We start from the raw sequence: 22,391 nt of genomic DNA, 5'->3' as shown, positions 1-22,391 counted from the left end.
GCCTGGCCGGCACGAGTGACGAGCGTGCGGCCGGCCCAGACTCAAGCAGTCACCCGACCCGCGAGCCGCCGGTACGTCCGGCCGGCTTCCTCCGCCCCGGGGCGGCAGGGACCCAGGCTCGCGGGTCGCCTGCGTCATCCTCTGCTCACCGCCGTGAGGATCTCCGGCAGGCGCCTCGCGAGCCGCGGCGCCGAGAGCCGCAGCCCCAGCTCCGTGACCGTCGCGCCGTAGACCGCGCCCAGCGGCAGCAGCAGCCAGGTCCAGGACGTGGCGCCCGACGCGTGCAGCCAGATCGTGAGGGCCAGGACGGGCGCGCACAGCAGCCCCGCCGCGACCATGCCGCCGACGATGGAGATCCAGGCGAGACCGGCCTGACCGGGGGCGACGTTCTTGTAGCCCTCCTGCGGGATGGAGTACGGGAAGCGGGCCGAGGACCACGCGCCCGTGGCCAGCATCGCGCCGAGCAGCGCGAAGGAGAGGCCGAGCACCTCCGGCAGGGCGGGCCAGTCGCCGAGCATCGCGGTCGTCAGGGCGGTGACGAGTGCGGCGTACGGGAGGGTGATCAAGAGGAGCGCGAGGGCTCGGCCGCGCAGCTCCACGTACGCGTCGCGGGGCGACGAGATCGTCATCGCGACCATCCAGAACGCCGACGTGTCCTGCCCGAACTGGTTGTACATGAGGACGCCGAGCATGCCCGCCGCGAAGCACGCGAAGTAGACGGACCCGGTGCCTTGCAGGGCGTTGAAGAGCGGCACGATCAGGCCGATGGCGAGGGACGTCACCCAGGCGGCCTTGGTCTTCGGGTCGCGCCAGACGTAGCGGAGGCTGCGTTCCATGACCGTTCCGGTGCGGCCCGCGGGCAGTAGCCCGCCGAGGGCGCCCGACGTGCGGGACGTGCCCTTGTCCGGCTGGGCGGCCGCGATCGTGGAGCCGTCCGGTGTCGTCATCAGACGGGTCAGGCTGCGCTGCCAGACGGTGAGGAGCGCCAGGAGGGCCGCGGCGGTCAGGGCGAGTTGGGCCGCCGCCGTCGCGTACGCGCCCTCGCTGACCGCGTCGACCGCGCCGAGCGCCGCGGACGGCGGGATCCAGCGCACGACGTCAGCGGCCGGGTCGAGCGTGGACAGGCCGGACGAACCGAGCTTCTGCGCGCCGAAGTTCACCACCTGCGCGCCGACGGCGACGACCAGGCCGCTGAGGACGGCGAGGTCGCGGCCCTTGCGGCTGGTGAGGAGGCGGATGTTGGCGGCGGCGACCGCGCGGGCCAGCGCCACGCAGACGAGGAGGGTGAGGACGACCGCGAGGACACCGGTGACGGCCGCCGCCGCACCGTGGGCCAGGGCCACCGCCGCGCCCGCCGCGAGGCAGAGCGTGAACAGGGGGCCGATGCCCACGAGGGAGGCGGCGAGCAGTGCCCGTACGAGCGGGCGCGGCCGCAGCGGCAGCATCACCAGGCGCGTCGGGTCGAGGGTCTCGTCGCCGCTCGGGAAGAACAGCGGCATGACCGCCCAGCCGAGGGCGAGCACTCCCACGAGCAGGACGCAGACCGTCGCGGCGTGCGTGTTGCCGCGCAGCGCGATGAGGCCGAGGAGTTGGAGGGCGGCGAAGAGGAGCGCGACGGTGACGGACGCGATGTAGGCGGCGCGGCGGCCCGTGGACTGGCGCAGGCCGTTGCGCAGGAGGGACAGCTTCAGGCGGATGAGGACGGGCGTGATCGCCGGGGACGTGCGCGCCGTCGGGGTGTCGGTCGTGGTCATCGGGGGCCGCCGCCCAGCCAGTCGAGGTCGGTGCCCGCGGTGCGGCCGTGCGCGCCGACGAGTTCGAGGAACGCCTGCTGCAGCGAGGGTGCGGCGCCCCGCACCTCGGCGAGGGTGCCGTGTGCGCGGATGCGTCCCGCGGCCATGACGGCGACCCAGTCGCAGAGGGATTCGACGAGCTCCATGACGTGCGAGGAGAAGACGACGGTCGCGCCGGAGGCGGTGTAGCGCTCCAGGACGCCGCGGATGGTCTGTGCGGAGACGGGGTCGACGCCTTCGAACGGCTCGTCGAGGAAGAGTACTTCGGGGTTGTGGAGGAGCGCGGCGGCGAGGCCGGTCTTCTTGCGCATGCCGGTCGAGTAGTCGACGACGAGTTTGTGCTGGGCGCCCGCGAGGTCGAGTACGTCCAGGAGCTGGGTGGCCCGTTTGTCGACCTCGGCGCCGGGCAGCCCGCGCAGCCTTCCGGTGTACGCGAGTAGTTCGCGCCCCGAGAGCCGCTCGAAGAGGCGCAGGCCCTCGGGGAGTACGCCGATGCGGGCCTTGACCTCGACGGGGTCGCGCCACACGTCGTGGCCGACGACCTCGACGGTGCCCTGGTCGGGCCGCAGGAGGCCGGTGACCATGGAGAGGGTGGTGGTCTTGCCCGCGCCGTTGGGTCCGACCAGGCCGATGAACTTGCCCGCGGGCAGGGAGAGATCGATCCCGGCGACGGCGACCTGCTCACCGAACCGCTTCCAGAGCCCCTGGATCCGTACCGCCGACGTTTCCGTCCCCGCGCCCGTCGCCGCTTCCGTCACCGTGCCGCCCTCCACTGAGCCCGCCGTGTCCGTGGTGTCCGCCGTGTCCGCACGATACGTCGGCGGCGGCTCCCCCGGGCGGGCGTCGTTCAGCGGCGCGCTTCCCTGCCGCATGCGTAGGCCAGCGGCGAGATGATCTCCTCGGCGTCCGGCAGCCAGCGGTTGGCGACGGTGGGGCGGCAGGCCCACTGGACGGCGCCGATGGCTCCGAAGCGGGTCGGGGGCCCGGCGACGTACGTCCCCTCGCCGAGCGCGATCAGGTCGATGGCGGCGGGCGGCCACCCCAGCTTGCGCACGAGGTCGGGGACCTTGGCCGTGGCGCCGGGCAGTACGAAGAACTGCATGCGGCGGTCGGGCGTGCAGGTCACGGGGCCGAGGGTGAGCTCCATCCGCTCCATGCGGGCGAGCGCGAGGAAACCGGCGGTCTCGGGCACGTCGATCGCGTCGAACGTGCGCCCGGTGGGCAGCAGGATCGACGCCTTGGGCTGCTTCTGCCAGAGCCGCCGGGCCACGGTCGCGCTGCCGGTGGCCTGGGTCGCCCAGTCCTCGCGCGCGGGGTGTGCGCCGGGCGCGTCGCACGCGGTTTCCCCGCACGAGCACTGCTCGACGCCCTCGACGGACTCGAGCCAGGTCCCGGGGAACACGTCCCAGTGACGCTCCTCCGCGTACCGCACGGCCGTGTCGAGCAAGGCTTCTCCGCGCTGCTTCGGGATCTGCGCGGCTGACGTGACTCCGATGGTCTCTTCCACGACGTTCTCAACTCCCGGTGCCACCTCGGGTTACGGGCGCACGCGAGGGCGGGGGAGGAGCATCGATCCTGCGAGTGGGGCGCATGGGTGCATGGGTGGGGGCGCGCGGGGGGATTGACTGCCGGGTGCGGGTAGCCACGTGTCGGGCAATCGAAGGACGCCTGGGAGGAACCTTAAGAGGAACCCTGAGAGGAACCCTCGTAAGGACACCTCGGAGGAACCCAAGACCGCACAGTTTGGCGCTTGTAGTTCTTTATGGGTTCTTTTGCTTCTTTTGTGGCGCATCTTCACCCTGCCCCAAGGGCATTGATCACCCTGAGGCGGTCCACGGCGGCCGCCCGTTCCGATGGTCCACGGTGCACACAGGGGGTACGCCATGGCCGCCAGGCCACTCGTCGCGCGACAGCCCAATGAACGGCTGCAGGCGCTCATTCAGGAAGCCGGCTGTTCCAACGCCGGTCTGGCCCGCAGGGTCAACATGTGCGGTGCCGAGCACGGCCTCGACCTGCGCTACGACAAGACGTCCGTGGCCCGCTGGCTGCGCGGTCAGCAGCCGCGCGGACGGGCTCCCGGCATCATCGCGGAGGCGCTCGGCCGCAAGCTGGGCCGTACCGTCACCATCGACGAGATCGGCATGGCGAACGGCAAGAACCTCGCCTCCGGTGTCGGTCTGCAGTTCTCGCCGACCGTCCTTGGCGCCATTGAGCAGGTCTGCGAGCTGTGGCGCAGCGACGTCGGCCGTCGCGACTTCCTCTCCGGGTCGTCCGTGGCCGCGTCCGCGCTCGTCGAACCCAGCCGCGACTGGCTGATCTCCTCGCCGGACTCGCAGGTCGGCAGGTCCGCGGGGCCGGGCGTCGGGATGGCGGACGTGGCGGCGGTCAAGGCGATGACGGAGGCGCTGACGCAGCTGGACCACCAGTTCGGCAGCGGTCATGTGCGGCCGGTCGTCGTGCACTACCTCAACTCCGTGGTCTCCGGGCTGCTCGCGGGCTCCTACCGGGAGGCGGTCGGGCGGGAACTCTTCGCCGCGGTCGCCCGGTTGACGGAGCTCGCCGGGTACATGGCGGTCGACACGGGGCAGCCGGGCCTCGCCCAGCGCTACTACATCCAGGCGCTCCGGCTGGCCCAGGCGGCGGGCGACCGGGGGTACGGAGGGTACGTACTTGCGGCGTCGATGAGTCACCTCGCCGCGCAGCTCGGGAACCCGCGCGAGATCGCGCAGTTGGCGCGGGCCGCACAGGAGGGGACACGCGGGAGGGTCACGCCCCGCGCGGAGGCGATGTTCTACGCCGCGGAGGCGCGGGGGCACGCGCTGCTCGGGGACGTGCGGGCCACGCAGGCGGTGGCGGGGCGGGCGGTCGAGGCGATGGACCGGGCGGCCGTCGCGGACGACTCCGGCGACGACCCGGTCTGGATCCGCCACTTCGACCACGCATATCTGGCCGATGAAATGGCGCATTGTCACCGGGACTTGGGCCAGGCGGACGCGGCGGCGCGGAGTGCCCAGGAGTCCCTGGACGGTCACCCGGAGACGCGGGCGCGCCGCAGGGCGATCGGCCTGGTCCTCCTGGCGACGGCGCAGGTGCAGCGGCGCGAGGTGGAACAGGCCTGCCACACGGGCCTGAAGGCGGTCGAACTCCTCGGCACGCTGCGGTCGAACCGGGGTGCGGAGTACCTGGAGGACTTCCAGGAGCGGCTGCATCCGTACCGGGAGGAGCCGGTGGTACGGGAGTTCGGAGCGCGCCTGGACGTCCAGGCGGCATGAATTCCGAGGGGTACGCCCCTGTACCGCCCCACTACCGCCCACTACCACCCCACAACAGCGTCTGACAGGGAGGTTTTGTTACTGCCGCCCCCGCGCGGAGAGCGGCGTTCTGAGCTGCGTGGCAGAGGGATGTGGCGACCCGGTAGCGTGACCCGACGGTTCCGTAGGTCCCCCCAGGTGTAGGAGTCCCGGTGACGCAGCAGAGCGGTCAGGGCGCTGCTTCTTCCGATCCGCAGCAGCGGCCCGCCCACGAGGGCGTGGTGCTGCCCGCGGACGGCAGCGAGCCGCTGTTCCCCGGCACCGCGGGCCGGCACACCACCCCGGCGGGCGGCACGCCGTGGGGCGAGCCGTGGGGCCCCGACTCATCGGGCCCGCCCTCCCCGGGCCAGGGCCAGGAATGGTCCACACCCCCCGCCCAGCCCCTCCCCCCGGAGACCGACTACACCCAGCAGGGCGGCCAGCACGGAGGGCCGTACGGCGGCCAACAGCAGAACTACGGCACCCCACAGCCGGGGTACGGCGCGCAGCCCCCGGGCCAGGGCATACCGCAGCCGGGGTACGGCTTCCCGCAGACGGACCCCGGCACCCAGCCGCCCGGATACGGCTACCCGCAGTCGGGCCCCGGCGCTCAGCAGCCCGGTTACGGTGCGCCGCAGCCCGGCCCCGGCGGCAGGCCCGAAGCCGCGCAGTCCGGTTACGGCTTCCCGCAGACGGACCCCGGCGCCCACCCGCCCGGCGCCGTCAGCGACCAGCAGCTCGGCCCTGGCACCCCCCAGCCCGGCTACGGCTACCCGCAGTCGGGCCCTGGCGCCCAGCAGCCCGGGTACGGCGCCCAGCAGCCCGGACAGGGCTACCCCCAGTCGGGCCCCGGCGCCCAGCAGCCCGGTTCCGGTGCTCAGCAGTTCGGTCAGGGTGCTCAGCAGCCCGGCGCCGCGCAGCCCGGCTACGGCTACCCGCAGTCGGGCCCCGGCGCCCAGCAGCCCGGTTCCGGCGCCCCGCTGCCCGCGCACGGCGCCCCGCAGGCCGGACAGGGCTACCCCCAGTCGGGCCCCGGCGCCCAGCAGCCCGGTTCCGGTGCTCAGCAGTTCGGTCAGGGTGCTCAGCAGCCCGGCGCCGCGCAGCCCGGATACGGCTACCCGCAGTCGGGCCCCGGCGCCCAGCCGTCCGGCGTCGGCGGCGGCCATCAGTCCAGCCCCGCCGCTCCCCAGCCCGGCTACGGCTACCCCCAGTCAGGCCCCGGTGCTGCCCCGCAGGGCGGCTACGACTCCCAGGTCGGCCCCTACGGGCAAGGCGCGCACCAGCCCCAGCCCGGAGCGGGCCACGGCGCGCACGCCGCCCCGCAGGGGCAGGGCGCGTACGGGGCGCAGCAGGCGCACGGTGCGCATGCCGCCCCCCGCCCCGAGCAGCCGCAGCCCCCCTCCTCGCAGCCCAGACACGGCGCGCACGCCGCGCCGCAGGCCCCCGACGCGCAACCGCAACCGCAACAGCTGCCGCCCGCATCCGCGGGCCGGAGCGTGCCGTTGCCGGCCGTCGACGCGCCGGGTGTCGGTTCCGACAGCGACGCCACGCAGTACATACCGCCCGTCGCCGCCGACGAGGGCGCCACGCAGTACATACCGCCCGTCGCCGCCGACGAAGGCGTCACGCAGTACATACCGCCCGTAGGGCCCGGCGCCCTGCCCCCCGAGGCTCCCGCCGGCGATGCCACGCAGTTCCTGGGGCGGGGCAACGGGCGGGCCAACGGGCCGGGCGCCGGGTCCGACAGTGATCCCACCCAGTTCATCGCGCCCGTACCCGCGGGGCCCACGGCACCCGCCACGCCGCCCGAGCCCGCCGCCGCCCCCTACGGCATCCGCCCCGGCGCCCCCGGCGACCGGCAGCCGCCCGCCGAGTTCGACAGTCTCTTCCGTACCGAGCCGGAGGCGGAAGGCCCCGCCTCGACCCAGCAGATGCCCCGCGTCCAGGCACAGGGCCCGGCGCCCACACCCGCCCCCGAGCCCGTCGGTGGCGGCCGCGGAGGCGGAGGGCGGCGCAACCGCACCGGGTCGAAGGTGCCGCTGATCGCCGCCGTCGGCGTCGGCATCGCCGTGCTCGGCATCGGCGCGGGCGCACTCCTCAGCTCCGGCGGCGGCGAGGACGACAAGAGTGACGACGGGCAGCCCGTCTCCGCCTCCGGCGAGCCCGACGAGCGCCCCTCGCCGTCCGCCGACCCCGCCGAGGAGCAGGCCGTCGCCCTGGACAAGCTGCTCGCCGACAGCAACAACAGCCGCGACTCGGTCATCGCCGCCGTACGCAACGTCGGCAAGTGCCAGAACCTGGGCCAGTCGGCCAAGGACCTCCGTGCCGCCGCCAAGCAGCGCAACGGCCTCGTCACCCGGCTCGCCGGTCTGAAGGTCGACAAGCTGCCCGCCAACGACCAGCTGACGGCCTCCCTCAACAAGGCATGGAAGGCCTCCGCGGCGGCCGACAACCACTATGCCGCCTGGGCGGACCAGGTCGCGGGCAAGAAGGGCTGCCACAAGGGCCGCGCCCGCAACACCCCGCAGGCCGCGGCCGGCAACCGTGAGAGCGGCTCGGCGACCACGGCCAAGGAGCAGGCCGCCAACCACTGGAACGCGATCGCCCGGAAGTACACCCTCACCGAGCGCAACAAGACCCAGCTGTAGGGAGACGCGGGCGGGTTACGCCGTCTGCTCCAGCGTCTTCTCCACGTTCACGAAGCCCTCCCGCGCCGGTACGAGCCTCCCGTCCCGCACCATCTGGAACGTGACGCCCGAGTTGATCAGGCGCGGGAACTCGCTGGCGGCGAGCAGGTCCTCGAAGCGCCAGCTCAGCGGCGGCGTGAGGCCGCCCGTCTCGACCCGCAGGCCGCCGTCGAGGGCGCGGCGCAGCGTGCGGGACGACACCTCGCCGCCGTCGAGCGACTCGACGGCCTGCTTCAGGACCGTGTACGCGATCCACGTCGTCTGGACGCCCGCGTCCGAGGCGTCGACCCGGTTGTCGCCGAACGCCTGCTCACGGATGACGTCCCGCATCCGGTCCCACCGCGCGTCGCCCGCCGCCGGGTACCAGCCGGTGACGTACGCCCCTTCGTAGGGCCCGCTCGCGCCGCCCGTGCGGTCGATCAGGGACTGGTCGACGCTGCCGAGCACGGAGGAGATGCGGACCGGCGGATAGTCGTCCTTGGTTCGCCGGAACGAGTCGTAGAACGTGTCCGTGCGCGCCCCGAGCGCCGCCGTCACACAGCCGTTGTCCGCCCCCGCGTCCTTCAGCGCCCGCTCGGCCTGCGGCGTGAGGTCGGTGCCGTCCTCGGGGGCGCGGATGTCGGAGACGGGCTTGTGGTGGCCGTCGGCGAGGCCCTGGTTGAGCAGCTTGGGGAGCTCGTCCCCGGCGAGGGTGTCGGGGCGGACGAGAGAGACCCGGTCGCAGCGGGCGGCGAGCTGTCGGCCGTTGCCCGCGAGGAGGGCCGGTTCGCCGCCGTTGACGGGGTACGAGAGGGGGCTGCTGAACTCGTCGTCGGTGACGCCGTAGCCGCCGATGTAGGGGATGCCCGCGACTTCGAGCGGGCCGAGGAATGAGCGGCCGTGCTGGCTGTACGCGCCGACGACCGCCACCACGTCGTTGTCGACCGCCTGCCGCGCGCACTCCGCGGCGCCGACCGGGTCGTTGTGGTCGTTGCAGGTGAGGACCTTGAGCTCGCGCCCGCCGAGCCCGCCGTGGGCGTTGACCCAGCGGGCGTACGCCTGCGCCATGGCGGGGACGCCGGGCTTGTTGGTGGCCTTGGTCTTCTCGGGTGCCCAGGTCATCACGGTGACGGGGCCGTCCCCGGAACCCCCCGTGGTTCCGGGGATGACCCCACAGCCGGATATGAGCGACGCACACGCCGCCACGGCGGCCGCCGAGAGCGCTGCGGTTCGGGAGGGGCGGGGGAGGAAGGTGCGTCGCCAGCCGGTCATGTCCCTGCACGATTCCGTTGCGCGGCCAACCGTGGAGTGACTCGTCTTCAACGGACAGTGACATGAAAGTGAACGGGCGGGGTCCGGTTCGCGTGCGTGGAGTGGGAACGTACGATCCATGACCGTGCAAGATTCGGAGAAGTCTTCCCGTCGCGGCCGTCGCTCCAGCACCATGGGCGGCATGCCGACCAACGACATGCCGTGGTGGCGCTGGCGCAGCAACGTGCGCTCGGCGCTGCACATGCTCTCCGACCCCGACTTCCAGCGGGAGTGCTGGCTCGCGGGGCGCGAGGAGTACGGGGACGTGACCGACGCCGTGTACCGGCTGGTCGAGGACACGTGGCTGGACAACTGGTCCGCGGAGAAATACGTCGGGACGATCTTCCGTGACCCGCAGGAGGCGGCGCTCGTCGACACGGCCGTGCTGAGGGTGCTGCGGATCATGCACGAGGTCGGGCCCGACGCGCTGGTCTCCGTCTATCTGGAGCACCCGGGGTGGCCCGAGGCGGTCCGCGCGGCCCGCGACGCGCACGTGCGTCTCGCGGCCGGTGACGGCGAGGACCCGGACGTACCGCCGCAGACCCTGGAGGTGCTGCGGATCATGACACGGTCCGCCTGACGGCACGGCCCGCGTGACGGCACGTCCGCCTGACGGGACGATTGCCGTCGGCGGTGTCCGCTGTGGGAACCTTGGCCGCATGAACGAGCAGTCCACCGCGCCCGCCGCCCCCGCTGAGCAGTACGTCCTCACCCTCTCGTGCCCCGACAAGCAGGGCATCGTGCACGCCGTGTCGAGCTACCTCTTCATGACCGGCTGCAACATCGAGGACAGCCAGCAGTTCGGCGACCACGACACCGGACTGTTCTTCATGCGCGTCCACTTCTCGGCCGAGGCCCCGGTGACCGTCGAGAAGCTGCGGGCGAGCTTCGCCGCGGTCGGCGACTCGTTCCACATGGACTGGCAGATCAACCGCGTCGAGGACAAGATGCGCGTGGTCCTGCTGGTGTCGAAGTTCGGGCACTGCCTGAACGACCTGCTGTTCCGCTCCCGGATCGGCGCGCTGCCCGTGGAGATCGCCGCGGTCGTCTCCAACCACCGGGACTTCGCCGAGCTCGTCGCGTCGTACGACATCCCCTTCCACCACATCCCGGTGACGAAGGAGAACAAGCCCGAGGCCGAGGCGCAGCTGCTCGACCTCGTGCGTTCGCTGGACGTGGAGCTCGTCGTCCTCGCCCGCTACATGCAGGTCCTCTCGGACGACCTGTGCAAGGAGCTCAGCGGGCGGATCATCAACATCCACCACTCGTTCCTGCCGAGCTTCAAGGGCGCGAAGCCGTACCACCAGGCGCACGCCCGCGGCGTGAAGCTGATCGGCGCGACCGCGCACTACGTGACGGCCGACCTCGACGAGGGCCCGATCATCGAGCAGGAGGTCGAGCGGGTCGGCCACGGCGTCACCCCCGACGAGCTGGTCGCGATCGGCCGTGATGTGGAGTGCCAGGCGCTGGCGCGGGCCGTGAAGTGGCACGCCGAGCGCCGGATCCTCCTGAACGGCCGCCGCACGGTCGTCTTCGCCTGAGCCGAGCCGGAGGGCCGAAGCCCGGGGAACCCCGGACCGCGCTACATCCGGCTCAGCGACGCCGCCGCGAACAGCACGTCGCGGATCGCCTCGCGGTCTCCGTCCTGGCCCGCGGCCGCCTCCTCCGGCGATACGTGGCCCGCGGCGAGCCGGCAGAACTCGACGCCGTCCAGCGCCACGTGCGCGACCTCGTGCTCCCGCGAGCCGGTGGCCGCGGGGGAGTCGAGCGGGATGAGCCACTCGCCGCCGCCGAGACCCTCGATCTCCAGGCGCAGGCTGCGGCCCGGTGCGCCCGCCGCGACCAGCCGGCGCGGCGGGGTGGCGAGCCCGGAGCGGCGGCGCTCGGCGAGCGTGCCGGGGAGCAGCCGGGCGGCGAGGTCGATCATGCGGTGGAGGTGCCGGGGCGCGGGCGGCGCGTACGGGTAGTCGACCGCGTCGGCGATGTCGCCCGCGTGGATCCAGCACTCGAAGGCGCGGTCCACCAGGGAGTCCCGCAGCGGCAGCTCGATGGTCTGCTGCTGCTCGGGTCCGGTGCCGCCGGGGACGGGCACCGTTCCGTACGGCACCGGGAGGCGCCCCGACCCGCCGCCCGCGAACGACACGGTGCGGATCAGTTCGTGCGTCTGGTCGCGCCACGGGGTGCGCACCGCGCGGGTGGGCGGGAAGTGCGACGCCCGCCAGTACGCCTCCGTGCGGTGGGAGGGGTCCTGCGCGACTCTGACCTGCGGGCCGAGCGGGTCGTCGAGGCCGAGGGCGAGTCCGACCATGCCGTCGACCGCGAGGAGGTGCGAGATGACCCCGGCGACGGTGGTCTTCCTGCTGACCGGCCCGTCGTCGTCGAACCAGCGGAGCCGCACCGGTGCGTGCCATTCCGCGTCGCCGATGTCCTGGAGCAGCGCGTCGAGGCGGGCGGTCTCCGCGTCGTACGGAACGGCCCACTCCGGCACCGGGATGCGCGGCGGGCGGCGGCCGAGGCAGCTCTCCAGGACGCGGGTGCGCAGACCGGGGTCGAGGTCGAGGCTCTCCTCGGGGTGGAGCAGGCCGACGGCGTCGCGCAGCCGGAGCGCTTCCTCCGCGCACGGGCCGCAGTCGCCCAGGTGCTCCTCGACGGCGGTGGCCTCCTCCGTGGAGCAGGCGGCGAGCGCCCAGGCGCCGAGCAGGGATTTCAGGACGCGGTGCTCCAGGACGAGCGGCTCGGGTGCCGGCGGCGGGTCGGGCAGGGTCTTTCCGGTGTCCTCCAGGGAGGCGCGCGGCATCGGTATGCGTGGCGCGGTGCCGTCCGTGTGGTCCGCGTGCTGGTGGCGGTCGGGCTGTTCCTCGTGCGGTTCGGGGCGGTCGGTGCCGGTCACAGCGCGGCTCCGGGACCGGGCGGGGTGTCGTGGGTGCGGGTGGCGGGCGGGGGCCCGGTGTCGTTGGCCGTGGCGAGGAGTTGCAGGCCGAGCCGGAGTCTGCGACGGGCCTCGTCCTCGGTGACGCCGAGGTCGGCGGCCGTCTGGCGGTAGTCGCGGCGCTGGAAGTAGGCCAGTTCGAGGGCGGCGCGCAGCGGGGTGGGCATGGCCGTGACGATGTAGTCCGCGCGGGCGGCGGCCGAGGCGCGGCGGACCTTGCGCTCCAGGTCCTCCTCGGTGCCCGCGCCGCCGAGGGCGAGGGCGGCGGACTCGGTCTGGCGGAGCCGGTGGACGGCGCGCTGGTGGGTGAGCGTGGCGATCCAGGAGCGCAGTGGGCCCTGCCGCGGGTCGTACGCGTCGGGGTTCTCCCAGACGTGGCCGAAGACCTCGCGGGTGATGCGGTCGGCGGCGCTCTCGTCGCCGAGGACGCGGTGGGCCAGGCCGTGCACGAGCGAGGCGAACCTGTCGTACAACTCGCCCAGCGCGGCGGCCTCCCCGTGCGCGAGCCGCTGCTGCATGCGGCGGTCCCAGCGCCGCGGCGCGTCCATCGGCATGCGGCCCCCTCGTGCGCTTGCCTGGTACTGCTTCTGCTCTGCTTCTGCTGCCTACTCGAACGGTACTTCGGGTTCTGCCCTCTCCTGAATGTAGTCGGCACCGCTGACAGCGCACTCCTGTTTGCGGCAAAGCGCGCACTCTGCCGGAGGCCGGATGATATTGACGGTGGCCTGCTGGTGTTTCATGGGGGACAGGTGGGGCAGCTGAAGCAGAACGAAACGTAAGGACTGCTTCCGGATCACTCCGCAATCACTCCGCAGGCGCGGAGCAGGCAACGGCGAGCGAGAGGCGTGGCGCGTGACGCTCAAGGTGACCGTGGGCGAGCAGGAGGGCTGGGCCGTGCTGTGCGTGTCCGGCGAGATGGACCTGCTGACCTCGCCCGTGCTGCGCCAGCGCGTGCACGACGCTGTCGCCGACGGCCGCCGCCGCATCGTGCTCGACCTCTCCGAAGTGCTGTTCTGCGACTCCAGCGGCGTCGGCGTGCTGATCGCCACGCGCCGCCTCATCCGCTCCTTCCAGGGCAGGCTGCGGCTGATACTGCCCGCCAAGGGCGCGGAGGACGGCTCACACGTGAACCGCGTCCTCGCGGCACTCGGCGTACGCCGCCTCTTCGAGGTCTTCCCCGACGTGCCGGCGGCCCTGGACGACGGCGCCACCCCGCTCTCCGCCTGACACAAGCGCCGCTTTCCCGCCTCCGGGCGGCCGTCAGCACGTACGCTCGCAGCTGGGGAAACAGCCCCTGAACACGTACCCAACCGCGGAAGTGAGGCGGCCCGAAAATCATGGACAGTGCCGAGTACGAGCGTAGGATCGCGGCCCGGTTCGCCACCTTCGACCAGGACGGCAACGGCTACATCTCCCGTGAGGACTTCAGCACGGCGGCGGCCGCCCTGTGCGCGGAGTTCGGCGCCACGGCGCGGTCCGAGAAGGGCCAGGCCCTCTACATCGGGGCCGAGGCGTTCTGGCAGGGCATGGCGGGGATCGCGGACCGTGACGGTGACCAGCGGATCACCCGCGACGAGTTCGTGGGCGGCGCGGTGAAGCGGCTGCGCGACAACCCCGAGCGGTTCGCGGAGATCGCGCGGCCGTTCCTGCACGCCGCGATCGGCGTCGCGGGCGCCGACGCGGACGGCACGGTGGCCCCGGCCGAGGCCGGGCGCGCGCTGAGGGCACTGGGCGTGCCCGAGGACGTCGCGTCCGCGGTGGCCGGTGCTCTGGACGCGGACGGCGACGGCCGCGTCTCGGAGCAGGAGGTCGTGACGGCCTTCGCGCAGTACTTCACCGTTCCCGAGTAGCGGACGCGGCGGAGAAGCGCTCCCGCAGCTTGTACTTGAGGACCTTGCGCAGTGTCTCGTTGCGGGGAAGCGCCTCGACCAGCTCCAGCTGTTCCGGCAGCTTGTAGGTGGAGAGGCCTTCCCCACGCAGGTACGCGGTGATGACCGCGAGGGACAACTCACCGGTGCCCGCACGCTGTTCGACGACCGCGCAGACGCGTTCCCCGCGTTCGGGGTCGGGCAGGCCGATCACGGCCGCCTCGCCGACGGCCGGGTGCTGGTGGAGCAGATCCTCTATCTCCTTGGCGGAGATGTTCTCCCCCTTGCGGATGATGATGTCCTTCGCCCGTCCGGTGAGGACGAGGTGGCCGGTCTTCCTGAGGTGCCCGAGGTCTCCGGTGATCAGGAATCCGTCGGCGTCGAAGGCGTCCGCGCTCTGCGCCGGGTCCAGATAGCCCTGGCAGACGGCCTCCCCGCGCAGCCGCACCGCGCCGTCCGTGTCGGGCGGCAGCTCGTTGCCCGCCGCGTCCGTGATGCGGATCTCCATGCCCTCTGGGGGCAGGCCTTCCGTCGTGGCGAGGTTCTCCGGAGTGTCGTCGGGGGCGCCCATCGTGATCATCGGCACCTCCGTCATGCCGTACCCGTGCGTGAGCTGACACCCCATCTCGCGCACCACCGCGTGGTACACCTCCGGCGGCTTGGGCGCGCCGCCGCCCGCGAGGAGTCGCAGCGTAGGGATGACCTTCTGCCCTTCGGGCAGTTGGCGCTGCTCGGTGAGGAACATCGAGTAGAACGCCGTCGAACCGCCCGCCACGGTCACGCCGTGCCGCCGGTAGCCGTCGAGTGAGGCGGGCAGCGCGAAGTGCTCGAACATGACGGCGGGGAAGCCGTAGAGCAGCAGCATCACGGTGTAGTCGGGGCCCGCGATGTGGGCGAAGGGGAACGCCATCGAGCCGACGTCCGACTCCGCGAGGTGCAGGGCGTGGGCCAGGCACGAGCCGCCCGCGATCAGTGAACGGTCGGTGTGCAGGACGCCCTTGGGGTCGGACGTGGTGCCGGAGGTCCAGTAGATCCAGCGCACCGCCGTGCCGTCGGAGGGCGGCGGTGGCAGTACGGCGGGGTCGGCCTCGGGCAGCGACGCGTACACCTCGAAGACCTCGATGTCGCTCTCGCCCTCCGCGCAGAGCCTGCGGGCCATCTCCGTGTGGTCGAAACCGCGCCAGACGCCCGGCACGGCGAAGAACTCCGCCTTCGACTCCCGCAGCGCGTAGCCGACCTCGCGGTCCCGCAGGAAGGGGATCAGGGGCGACTGGACGGCACCTATCCGGGCGAGGGCGAAGGAGAGCAGGGCGGTCTCGATGCGGGTGGGCAGCTGCCAGGCGACGACCGTGCCGGGCCGCACGCCCCTCTCGTACAGTCCGGCGGCGACGCGCTCGGCGCGGTCCCGCAGCCCGCCGAAGGTGAGCGTGCGGTCGGCGGAGGGCTCGGCTGCCGCCTCCACGAGGACGGGCCTGTCGGGGGTGAGGTCGGCGCGGCGCGCGATGAGTTCCCAGAGGGTGCGGGACTCGCCCAGTGCGTACGCGGTCTCGTTCACCGAGGTCCTCATGCGATCCCCTCCCGGGCCCACACACCCCGACCTGACACATCGTCAGTTCGTGCCGCGAGCGTAAGCCCCGGCGCCTTGTCGGTCCAGGGGTGCGGGGCTAGCCTGCCGCCTGACGAACCATCAGTTCAGCCGTCAGTCGTGACGACCGAGGCCGGAGGTACGCACCGCATGGACCTCACGTACACCGACGAGGAGGAGGCCTTCCGGGCCGGGCTGCGCGACTGGCTCTCCCTCGTGCTGCCCAAGCTCCCCGCCAAGCCCTCCCCCCAGGACTGGCCGGGACGGCGCGCCTACGACACCGCGTGGCAGCGCCTGCTGTACGACGCGGGCTACGGAGAGGTGCACTGGGACGCATCCCCCACGCAGCGCCTCATTTTCCTGGAGGAGACGGAAAAGGCGGGCGCCCCCTACGTAGGGGCCAATTTCGTGGGCCTGCTCCACGCGGGCCCGACCATCGCCTCCGAAGGCACACCGGAACAGCGGGACCGCTGGCTCGCGCCCGTTCTGCGCGGCGACGAGGTGTGGTGCCAGGGCTTCAGCGAGCCCGACGCCGGATCCGACCTCGCGTCGCTGCGCACGCGCGCGTGGCGGGACGGCGACCACTACGTGGTGAGCGGCTCCAAGATCTGGACCTCCCACGCGGAGGTCGCCGACTGGTGCGAGCTCCTGGTGCGGACGACACCGGTCAGCGAGGCCGTACCGAAGCACCGGGGCATCACCTGGCTCGCCATGCCGATGGACGCCCCCGGCATCACCGTGCGGCCGCTGCGCACGCTCGCGGGGTCCACGGAGTTCGCCGAGATGTTCCTCGACGACGTGCGCGTCCCGGTGGCGAACCGGGTCGGCGAGGAGAACGACGGCTGGCGCGTGACGATGGTGACCCTGTCGTACGAGCGGGGCACCGCCTTCGTGGGGGAGGTGGTGGCCTGCCGGCGCGTCCTCGGCGAGCTGGCCCGCGAGGCCCGCGGGAACGGCCGCTGGGGCGACCCGGCGCTGCGGCGCAGGCTCGGGCGGCTGAGCGCCGAGTTCGCCGCGCTGTGGCGGCTCACGCAGTGGAACGTGAGCGAGGCGCAGCGCACCGGCGGGGTCCCCGGCGTGGGCGGCTCGGTCTTCAAGCTGAGCTACTCGCACGCGCGGCAGGAGCTGTACGACGCCGCCGCCGAGGTGCTCGGCGCGGGCGCACTCGACCTCGCCCACGAGTGGACCCTCGACCGCCTCTCCTCGCTGTCGTACACGATCGCCGCGGGCACCTCGCAGATCCAGGAGAACATCGTGGCCGAGCGCATCCTGGGCCTCCCGAAGGGACGGTGAGGGTCGGTATGGACTTCCAACTCAACGACGACGAGCGGGCGTTGAAAGCCGGGATGCGGGAGCTCCTCGAGGGTCGCTTCTCGCTGCGGGACGCCACGGACCGGATCGACCGCGCGCTCTGGCGCGAGCTGGGCGACGCGGGCTTCTTCTCGCTCGCGCTGCCCGAGGCGGAGGGCGGGGTCGGACTGGGGCTGCCGGAGGCCGTGTTGGTCTTCGAGGAGGCGGGGCGGGCGCTGCTGCCGGGACCCGCCGTCGCGACGTTCCTTGCGGCGGGGGTCGTCCCGGGGGCCGCGACGGGGGAGGCCGTGGTGACCGCCGTCGACGGCGCGCTGGTGCCGTGGCTGGAGGAGGCGGACGTGGTCCAGGGCGACACGACCGGCGCCGTCCCCCTGCGGTCCGTCGACCCGCTGACGCCGCTGCACCGCGTCCCCGACGTCGGCAGCCTCGACCGCGGCGCGCTCCTCTACGCGGCGGAACAGCTCGGCAGCGCCGCACGCACCTGTGAGACGGCCGTCCAACACGCCCGGCGGCGCGAGCAGTTCGGGCGGCCGATCGGCGCGTTCCAAGCGGTGAAGCACCTCTGCGCACAGATGCTCGTACGCGCGGAGCTCGCCCGCGGCGCCGTGTACGCGGCGGCCGTCACCGGGGACCGCCTGGACGCGTCGGCCGCCAAGCTGCTGGCCGACGACGCGGCGGTGCGCAACGCGCGGGATTGCCTTCAGGTGCACGGCGGCATGGGATTCACCTGGGAGTCCGACGTACATCTGCACCTCAAGCGGGCGTGGGTGCGGGCCGAGCTCGGGCGGTCGGCGCGGGCCGCCGAGGAGGAGCTCGCCGAGGCGCTCTGAAAAATTGGTCTGCCCGATATCAGGTGCTTTGCCCGTTGTTTCGTACCTCTGACGCTGCCCCGGCGGGGACTACTCAGCGTCGATATCGGGTTGTGTCCTACGCGTGACTCGTCACGGCATGGAGTCGGTGTCCGGCTCGGGTACCTTGTGTGAGATGCGAGTGGTCCTGAGGCCGAACCATGCCGGTGTTGCCCATGTGGTGGCGCCGGATCCGGCGATGCGCACCGCTCGTGGCGCAGGGCGGGGCCCAGCCGCCGCCTGTTCGACCCCCCGCGGCACGCGTCGCACAGTATGCAGTACGCGTACTCCTTCGCGCTGGAATATGCCCGAAGCGCTTGTTGGGGTGACTGAACGTCAATCATGCTGTCTCCCAAGGGGATCACGTTCCGTGACCCTGTGGAGTCGCGAGGCGATGTGTCCGCCGGTTCGGATGGTGTGAGCGGTGCAGGTGCTTCAAGTTCAGCTGGAGGTCGGGGCCGACCCCGCAGAGGTGGGGAGGGCCAGGCGATGGGCGCGGTCCAGGCTCGCGGGCTCCGGGATAGAGGCCGATGAGCCGGTCGCCGAGACGCTGATCCTGTTGATCTCGGAACTCGTCACCAACGCGGTTGTGCACACCGGCTGTCCGGCCGTGCTGCGCATGCTGCTCCCGCGCGTCCTCGCCGACGCCCCCGGGACGGTCAGGGTCGAGGTGGCCGACACCAGCTCATGCCCGCCCGCACAGCGGCACGCGGACGGTGACGACACCAACGGCCGCGGCCTGGAACTGGTCGACGGTCTCGCCGACCGCTGGGGCTGGCAGCCCGAGGGTGCGGGCAAGAGCATCTGGTGCGAGGTCGACCGGTGCGAGCCGGGCGTCGCGGCGGTGGAGTTCGAGGGCACGACCCACGACGGGCCGACGTACGACGAGGCGTGCGCCCCGGCCGCGCGCGGTCCGGCGGGCGGCCTGGTGCGGGACCCCGTCCACGACCCGTCCCACGACTTGGCCTACGGGGGGGTGGCGTATGGAGGCGCGGCATACGGCGGCGGCATGGCGTACGGGCCGACGGCCTGCGATGCGACGACACCCCACGGCGTGACCGCGTGCGACGGGGCCGCGTACGACAAGGCGGTCCGCAACCGGGTGGCGTTCGGGGACGCCGACATCGCCTACGAAGCGGTGTGACGCCGTCGGGAGCCCGCATGCGCCGTCCTGTGCTGCCGTGCGCGCTCCCGTGCGCTGGTGGGGCAAAAGGGACGTAGTTCATTAATCCCCGACACGGTATTGACGTACCGTGTCCGATTGATCACGCTTGTGTGCAGCGATTCGCCGTGAGGGGACGTCGAGGGCTCGCGGGCGCAGATCCGCGGGTCCTTGGCGCAATGTGGGTCGCCCTTTCGAAGCCGGTCGGCGGCGTGCGTGGTGGCGTACTGGGGGCGACATCCGACGCGCCGCCTTCCGTGGTTTCGCGGTTCGGCGGGTGAGCGTCAGAGAATCGCGACCGGCGCCACCGGAGTGCCCGTTCCGCCCGTGAACGGCTCCGGCATCGCGCACAGCAGGAACGTGTAGCGGGAAAGTTCTGCACAGGCTGTGGACAAGTTTTCCAGATTCCAGTTCTGGCCCTGGATCATGCCCATCTCGACGAGGTGGAGCGCGTGCACGGGCAGCCACAGGTTCTCGATCTCCGGCGGGAAGATCTCGAAGGTCAGGGTGTCGTTCGCGACCGCCGCGACGTCCCGCGCGTGGAACCACTCGGGCGTACGCACCGAGAGGCCGGGCGACGGATAGCCGTACGCGTGTTTGTCACCCGCGAGATAGACCTGCATCTGCCCCGTGCGTACGAGCACGATGTCGCCCGCGCGGACCGTGACACGCCCGAACTCCGCGGCTTCGTCGAGGTCTTCGGGCGTGACGGCGTGGTCGCCGGACAGCCGGTCGAGCCCCTTGGCGCGGGCCACGTCCAGGAGGACGCCGCGCGAGACGACGTGCCGGGCCTTGTCGATGCCGCTGTAGCGGGCGCCCGCGTGGGCCGTGATGCTGTCCGCGGGGCGGCCGTTGTAGATCTTTCCCGAGTGTGAGGCGTGGGTGAGGGCGTCCCAGTGGGTCGCCGTCTGGAGCCCCATCGTCACGGCGTCGTCGCTGGTGGCGACCGTGCCGGGCCCGAAGAGCTCCTGGTTGATCTGCACCATGGTGTGCAGGGGATTCACGCGCCCGGGGATCAGTCCCGTCTGTACGCCGTCCTCCTTCAGTGGGAGCGCGAGCGGGATGCGGCGGCCGGTGCGGACCTCGGCGGATGCGGCGCGTACGACGTCGTCGGTGATGAGGTTGAGCGTCCCGATCTCGTCATCGGCGCCCCAACGGCCCCAGTTCGACACGCGTTTGGCGATGTCGTGGAACACGGGAGGGAGGGGCGGGGGCTTGGCGCTGGGGACTGGCATGGTCTGGGTCCTCCGCGGGGCTTGTCTTCGGGTGTCTGACGGGTCATAGAATCTAACGGTCCGTCAGAAACCTCGGGAAGGGGCCGGGCGTGGGGAACTTCTTGGCAGGCAAGGTGGTCGCCGTGACCGGCGCCGGACGCGGCATCGGCAGGGCCGTCGCCCTCGCCGCGGCGACCGAGGGGGCGAAAGTCGTCGTCAACGACTACGGCGTCTCCATGGAGGGCGCCGAGCCGGCCAGCGAGATAGCGGACGCCGTGGTCAAGGAGATCCGGGCCGCGGGCGGCGAGGCCGTCGCCGTCGCGGACGACATCTCGACCATGGCGGGCGGCCAGCGCGTCGTCGACGTCGCACTCGCCGAGTACGGGCGGGTGGACGGAGTGGTGTGCGTCGCCGGGATCCTGCGCGAACGGATGCTGTTCAACATGTCCGAGGAGGAGTGGGACCCGGTCGTCGCCACACACCTCAAGGGCACGTTCACGGTGTTCCGCGCGGCGTCCGCGGTGATGCGGAAGCAGGGCTCGGGCACGTTGGTCGGCTTCACCAGCGGCAACCACCAGGGCTCGGTCGCGCAGGCCAACTACAGCGCCGCGAAGGGCGGCATCATCTCGCTGGTGCGGAGCGCGGCGCTGGGGCTGCACAAGTACGGGGTGACCGCGAACGCGGTGGCGCCCGTCGCCCGTACGCGGATGTCGGCGAACGTTCCCATGGAGCTGAAGGAGATCGGTGAGCCGGAGGACGTCGCCGCGCTCGTCGTCTATCTGCTGAGCGACCGGGCCCGCGAGGAGAGGATCACCGGCCAGGTCTACACGATCGCGGGCCCCAAGATCGCCGTCTGGGCACAGCCGCGCGAGCTGCGCGCGGGGTACGCCGACGGGGCCTGGACCCCCGAGAAGATCGCGGACTTCCTGCCCGGGACGGTCGGCACCGACCCGATGCCGTTGCTGGCGCAGCTGGAGGCGATGGCGAAGGCGGCGGCGGGCAAGGAGCGGCCGAACGCGTAGGCAGGGCGTCCGGCTGGCTGGCTGGCTGGCTGGCGGAAGGGTGGGGATGGGCTGATGGAGTTTGGGTTCGGGGCCGCGGACGAGGCGTTCCGGGCGGAGGCGCGGGCGTGGCTCGCGGAGCACCTCACCGGGGAGTTCGCCGCCGCGGTGGGGCGGGGCGGGCCGGGGAGCGAGCACGAGGGAGGCGCTCAGCGTCGGGCGTGGGAAAGGGAGTTGGGCAGCGGGGGATGGATCGGGCTCGGGTGGGACGGGGGCTCGGGTGCGGGCTCCGGTACGGAGTCGGGTGCGGGTGTGGGCGTGTACGGGAATCGGCGGGCCACGCTGACCCAGCAGGTGGTCTGGGCCGAGGAGTACGCGCGCGTGCGGGCGCCCGGGCGGTACGGGCACATCGGCGAGAACCTGCTCGCGCCGACGCTCCTCGCGTACGGGAGCCAGGAGCAGCGGGACGAGTTCCTGCCGCCGATCGCGCGGGGCGAGGCGCTGTGGTGCCAGGGGTACAGCGAGCCCGGCGCCGGGTCCGATCTCGCGGGCGTGCGGACGCGGGCGGAGCGGGACGGGGCGGGCGACTTCCGGGTGACCGGGCAGAAGATCTGGACGTCGCTGGCGCATGAGGCGGACTGGTGCTTCGTGCTGGCGCGGACGGAGGGGGCAGGGGGTTCGGGGGGTTCAGGGGGAGACGGGAACGGGGGTGGAGGTGGGGCGCGGCCTCACGAAGGGCTGTCGTTTCTGCTCGTGCCCATGGACCAGCCCGGGCGGATCGAGGTCCGGCCCATCCGGCAGCTGACCGGGACCAGTGAGTTCAACGAGGTCTTCTTCGACGGTGCACGCGCGCGTGCGGCCCATGTGGTGGGCGGCGTCGGCAACGGGTGGCGGGTCGCCATGGGGCTCCTCGGCTTCGAGCGGGGCGTGTCCACGCTGGTGCAGCAGATCGGCTTCGCGGAGGAGCTGGCGGCGGTCGTACGGGAGGCCGTGGCGGGCGGGGCGGTCGACGACCCGGTGGTGCGGGAGCGGTTGGTGCGGCAGTGGGCGGAGCTGCGGGTGATGCGGTGGAACGCGCTGCGGACGTTGGGGAGTGCCGGGGCGGCCGAGGCTGGGGTCGGGGTCGGAGGCGGCGCGGCCGTCGGTGCGCCCAGTGTGGCCAAGTTGCTGTGGGGGCGGTGGCATCAGCGGCTCGGGGAGCTGGCGATGGCCGTACGGGGGCCGTCGGCGGCGGTGGGGCCGGGGGACTGGCGCGCGGACGCTCCGTACGAACTCGACGCTCTGCAACGGCTGTTCCTGTTCAGCCGTGCCGACACCGTCTACGGCGGATCGGACGAAGTGCAGCGGAACATCATCGCCGAGCGGGTGCTCGGTCTGCCGAGAGAGGCCAGGGGGCCTCGGTGAGGGGTGCGG

Annotated in this window: 18 protein-coding genes and 1 pseudogene; 11 read left to right on the top strand and 8 right to left on the bottom strand. The window is 72.6% G+C overall.

What is annotated here, in order from left to right; translation table 11 throughout:
• Positions 1–134 precede the first annotated feature (134 nt).
• The 3 genes from NOO62_RS17730 to NOO62_RS17720 are packed head-to-tail and all read right to left on the bottom strand — an operon-like array spanning position 135 to position 3,300.
• Positions 135–1,754: a transporter gene (locus NOO62_RS17730; RefSeq protein WP_268771865.1), complete on the bottom strand. Its 1,620-nt coding sequence runs from the start codon at positions 1,752–1,754 to the stop codon at positions 135–137.
• Positions 1,751–2,665 carry an ABC transporter ATP-binding protein gene (locus NOO62_RS17725; RefSeq protein ID WP_268771864.1) on the bottom strand — a complete coding sequence of 305 codons (915 nt, stop codon included), beginning with the start codon at positions 2,663–2,665 and terminating at the stop codon, positions 1,751–1,753. Before NOO62_RS17725 ends, NOO62_RS17730 begins: the two co-directional genes overlap by 4 nt.
• Entirely contained in the window at positions 2,641–3,300 is a 660-nt protein-coding gene (locus NOO62_RS17720) for a bifunctional DNA primase/polymerase (protein ID WP_268771863.1), read from the bottom strand. The genes NOO62_RS17725 and NOO62_RS17720 overlap by 25 nt, the downstream gene beginning before the upstream one ends.
• 376 nt (positions 3,301–3,676) lie before the next feature.
• Between NOO62_RS17720 and NOO62_RS17715 the strand changes: the two genes are divergently transcribed.
• Complete coding sequence (locus tag NOO62_RS17715) at positions 3,677–5,065, top strand: transcriptional regulator (protein ID WP_268771861.1); 1,389 nt, start codon at positions 3,677–3,679, stop codon at positions 5,063–5,065.
• A gap of 191 nt (positions 5,066–5,256) precedes the next feature.
• Positions 5,257–7,731, top strand: a complete 2,475-nt coding sequence (locus NOO62_RS17710; RefSeq protein WP_321170580.1) for a hypothetical protein — start codon at positions 5,257–5,259, stop codon at positions 7,729–7,731.
• A 15-nt stretch (positions 7,732–7,746) separates the two neighbouring features.
• On the opposite strand, the gene NOO62_RS17705 is transcribed toward NOO62_RS17710, so the two are convergent.
• The gene (locus tag NOO62_RS17705; protein WP_268771859.1) at positions 7,747–9,021 is read right to left on the bottom strand and encodes an ABC transporter substrate-binding protein; all 1,275 of its coding nucleotides are present in this window, start codon (positions 9,019–9,021) and stop codon (positions 7,747–7,749) included.
• A gap of 118 nt (positions 9,022–9,139) precedes the next feature.
• Between NOO62_RS17705 and NOO62_RS17700 the strand changes: the two genes are divergently transcribed.
• Positions 9,140–9,640 (top strand): SCO4402 family protein, encoded by a 501-nt coding sequence (locus NOO62_RS17700; protein WP_268771858.1) that lies wholly within the window; start codon positions 9,140–9,142, stop codon positions 9,638–9,640.
• Positions 9,641–9,719: 79 nt separating this feature from the next.
• Complete coding sequence (purU, locus tag NOO62_RS17695) at positions 9,720–10,601, top strand: formyltetrahydrofolate deformylase (protein ID WP_268771856.1); 882 nt, start codon at positions 9,720–9,722, stop codon at positions 10,599–10,601.
• A 41-nt stretch (positions 10,602–10,642) separates the two neighbouring features.
• Here the strand turns inward: purU and NOO62_RS17690 are convergent, their stop codons facing one another.
• Together NOO62_RS17690 and NOO62_RS17685 are read right to left on the bottom strand one after the other, a co-directional pair.
• Entirely contained in the window at positions 10,643–11,950 is a 1,308-nt protein-coding gene (locus NOO62_RS17690; RefSeq protein ID WP_268771855.1) for a zf-HC2 domain-containing protein, read from the bottom strand.
• Positions 11,947–12,543, bottom strand: coding sequence for a sigma-70 family RNA polymerase sigma factor (locus NOO62_RS17685; protein ID WP_268771854.1), 597 nt, complete (start codon positions 12,541–12,543; stop codon positions 11,947–11,949). The genes NOO62_RS17690 and NOO62_RS17685 overlap by 4 nt, the downstream gene beginning before the upstream one ends.
• Before the next feature lie 298 nt (positions 12,544–12,841).
• On the opposite strand from NOO62_RS17685, the gene NOO62_RS17680 reads away from it, so the two are divergent.
• Together NOO62_RS17680 and NOO62_RS17675 are read left to right on the top strand one after the other, a co-directional pair.
• Complete coding sequence (locus tag NOO62_RS17680) at positions 12,842–13,216, top strand: STAS domain-containing protein (protein WP_150169152.1); 375 nt, start codon at positions 12,842–12,844, stop codon at positions 13,214–13,216.
• A 110-nt stretch (positions 13,217–13,326) separates the two neighbouring features.
• The gene (locus NOO62_RS17675) at positions 13,327–13,839 is read left to right on the top strand and encodes an EF-hand domain-containing protein (RefSeq protein WP_268771853.1); all 513 of its coding nucleotides are present in this window, start codon (positions 13,327–13,329) and stop codon (positions 13,837–13,839) included.
• Here the strand turns inward: NOO62_RS17675 and NOO62_RS17670 are convergent.
• The gene (locus NOO62_RS17670; protein ID WP_268775666.1) at positions 13,823–15,412 is read right to left on the bottom strand and encodes a class I adenylate-forming enzyme family protein; all 1,590 of its coding nucleotides are present in this window, start codon (positions 15,410–15,412) and stop codon (positions 13,823–13,825) included. The two genes, NOO62_RS17675 and NOO62_RS17670, sit on opposite strands and share 17 nt — an antisense overlap.
• 180 nt (positions 15,413–15,592) lie before the next feature.
• On the opposite strand from NOO62_RS17670, the gene NOO62_RS17665 reads away from it, so the two are divergent.
• The 3 genes and pseudogenes from NOO62_RS17665 to NOO62_RS17655 all read left to right on the top strand — a co-directional run.
• The gene (locus tag NOO62_RS17665) at positions 15,593–16,735 is read left to right on the top strand and encodes an acyl-CoA dehydrogenase family protein (RefSeq protein WP_268771852.1); all 1,143 of its coding nucleotides are present in this window, start codon (positions 15,593–15,595) and stop codon (positions 16,733–16,735) included.
• A gap of 8 nt (positions 16,736–16,743) precedes the next feature.
• A complete protein-coding gene (locus NOO62_RS17660) occupies positions 16,744–17,583 on the top strand; it encodes an acyl-CoA dehydrogenase family protein (RefSeq protein ID WP_268771851.1) in 840 nt (279 codons plus the stop codon).
• A 442-nt stretch (positions 17,584–18,025) separates the two neighbouring features.
• Positions 18,026–18,433 (top strand): annotated as a pseudogene (locus tag NOO62_RS17655) (ATP-binding protein); the annotation flags it as partial.
• A gap of 614 nt (positions 18,434–19,047) precedes the next feature.
• Here NOO62_RS17655 and NOO62_RS17650 read toward each other — a convergent pair.
• Positions 19,048–19,998 (bottom strand): cyclase family protein, encoded by a 951-nt coding sequence (locus NOO62_RS17650; protein WP_268771850.1) that lies wholly within the window; start codon positions 19,996–19,998, stop codon positions 19,048–19,050.
• Positions 19,999–20,087: 89 nt separating this feature from the next.
• On the opposite strand from NOO62_RS17650, the gene NOO62_RS17645 reads away from it, so the two are divergent.
• Together NOO62_RS17645 and NOO62_RS17640 are read left to right on the top strand one after the other, a co-directional pair.
• Positions 20,088–20,999: an SDR family NAD(P)-dependent oxidoreductase gene (locus NOO62_RS17645; RefSeq protein ID WP_268771849.1), complete on the top strand. Its 912-nt coding sequence runs from the start codon at positions 20,088–20,090 to the stop codon at positions 20,997–20,999.
• Positions 21,000–21,053: 54 nt separating this feature from the next.
• Positions 21,054–22,382 carry an acyl-CoA dehydrogenase family protein gene (locus NOO62_RS17640; protein WP_268771848.1) on the top strand — a complete coding sequence of 443 codons (1,329 nt, stop codon included), beginning with the start codon at positions 21,054–21,056 and terminating at the stop codon, positions 22,380–22,382.
• The last annotated feature ends 9 nt before the right edge of the window (positions 22,383–22,391 follow it).

Source organism: Streptomyces sp. Je 1-369 (genome assembly GCF_026810505.1).
In the GTDB taxonomy this organism is placed as follows: domain Bacteria; phylum Actinomycetota; class Actinomycetes; order Streptomycetales; family Streptomycetaceae; genus Streptomyces.
Note: the sequence above shows the minus strand (reverse complement) of the source record. Positions and strands in the feature narration are given on the sequence as shown.

Excerpts from the sequence above, each read along its gene's own strand:
- NOO62_RS17730 (WP_268771865.1), bottom strand. The coding sequence starts at position 1,754 with ATGACCACGACCGACACCCCGACGGCGCGCACGTCCCCGGCGATCACG.
- NOO62_RS17725 (WP_268771864.1), bottom strand. The coding sequence starts at position 2,665 with ATGCGGCAGGGAAGCGCGCCGCTGAACGACGCCCGCCCGGGGGAGCCG.
- NOO62_RS17715 (WP_268771861.1), top strand. The coding sequence starts at position 3,677 with ATGGCCGCCAGGCCACTCGTCGCGCGACAGCCCAATGAACGGCTGCAG.
- NOO62_RS17705 (WP_268771859.1), bottom strand. The coding sequence starts at position 9,021 with ATGACCGGCTGGCGACGCACCTTCCTCCCCCGCCCCTCCCGAACCGCA.
- NOO62_RS17700 (WP_268771858.1), top strand. The coding sequence starts at position 9,140 with ATGACCGTGCAAGATTCGGAGAAGTCTTCCCGTCGCGGCCGTCGCTCC.
- purU (WP_268771856.1), top strand. The coding sequence starts at position 9,720 with ATGAACGAGCAGTCCACCGCGCCCGCCGCCCCCGCTGAGCAGTACGTC.
- NOO62_RS17685 (WP_268771854.1), bottom strand. The coding sequence starts at position 12,543 with ATGCCGATGGACGCGCCGCGGCGCTGGGACCGCCGCATGCAGCAGCGG.
- NOO62_RS17675 (WP_268771853.1), top strand. The coding sequence starts at position 13,327 with ATGGACAGTGCCGAGTACGAGCGTAGGATCGCGGCCCGGTTCGCCACC.
- NOO62_RS17665 (WP_268771852.1), top strand. The coding sequence starts at position 15,593 with ATGGACCTCACGTACACCGACGAGGAGGAGGCCTTCCGGGCCGGGCTG.
- NOO62_RS17660 (WP_268771851.1), top strand. The coding sequence starts at position 16,744 with ATGGACTTCCAACTCAACGACGACGAGCGGGCGTTGAAAGCCGGGATG.
- NOO62_RS17650 (WP_268771850.1), bottom strand. The coding sequence starts at position 19,998 with ATGCCAGTCCCCAGCGCCAAGCCCCCGCCCCTCCCTCCCGTGTTCCAC.
- NOO62_RS17640 (WP_268771848.1), top strand. The coding sequence starts at position 21,054 with ATGGAGTTTGGGTTCGGGGCCGCGGACGAGGCGTTCCGGGCGGAGGCG.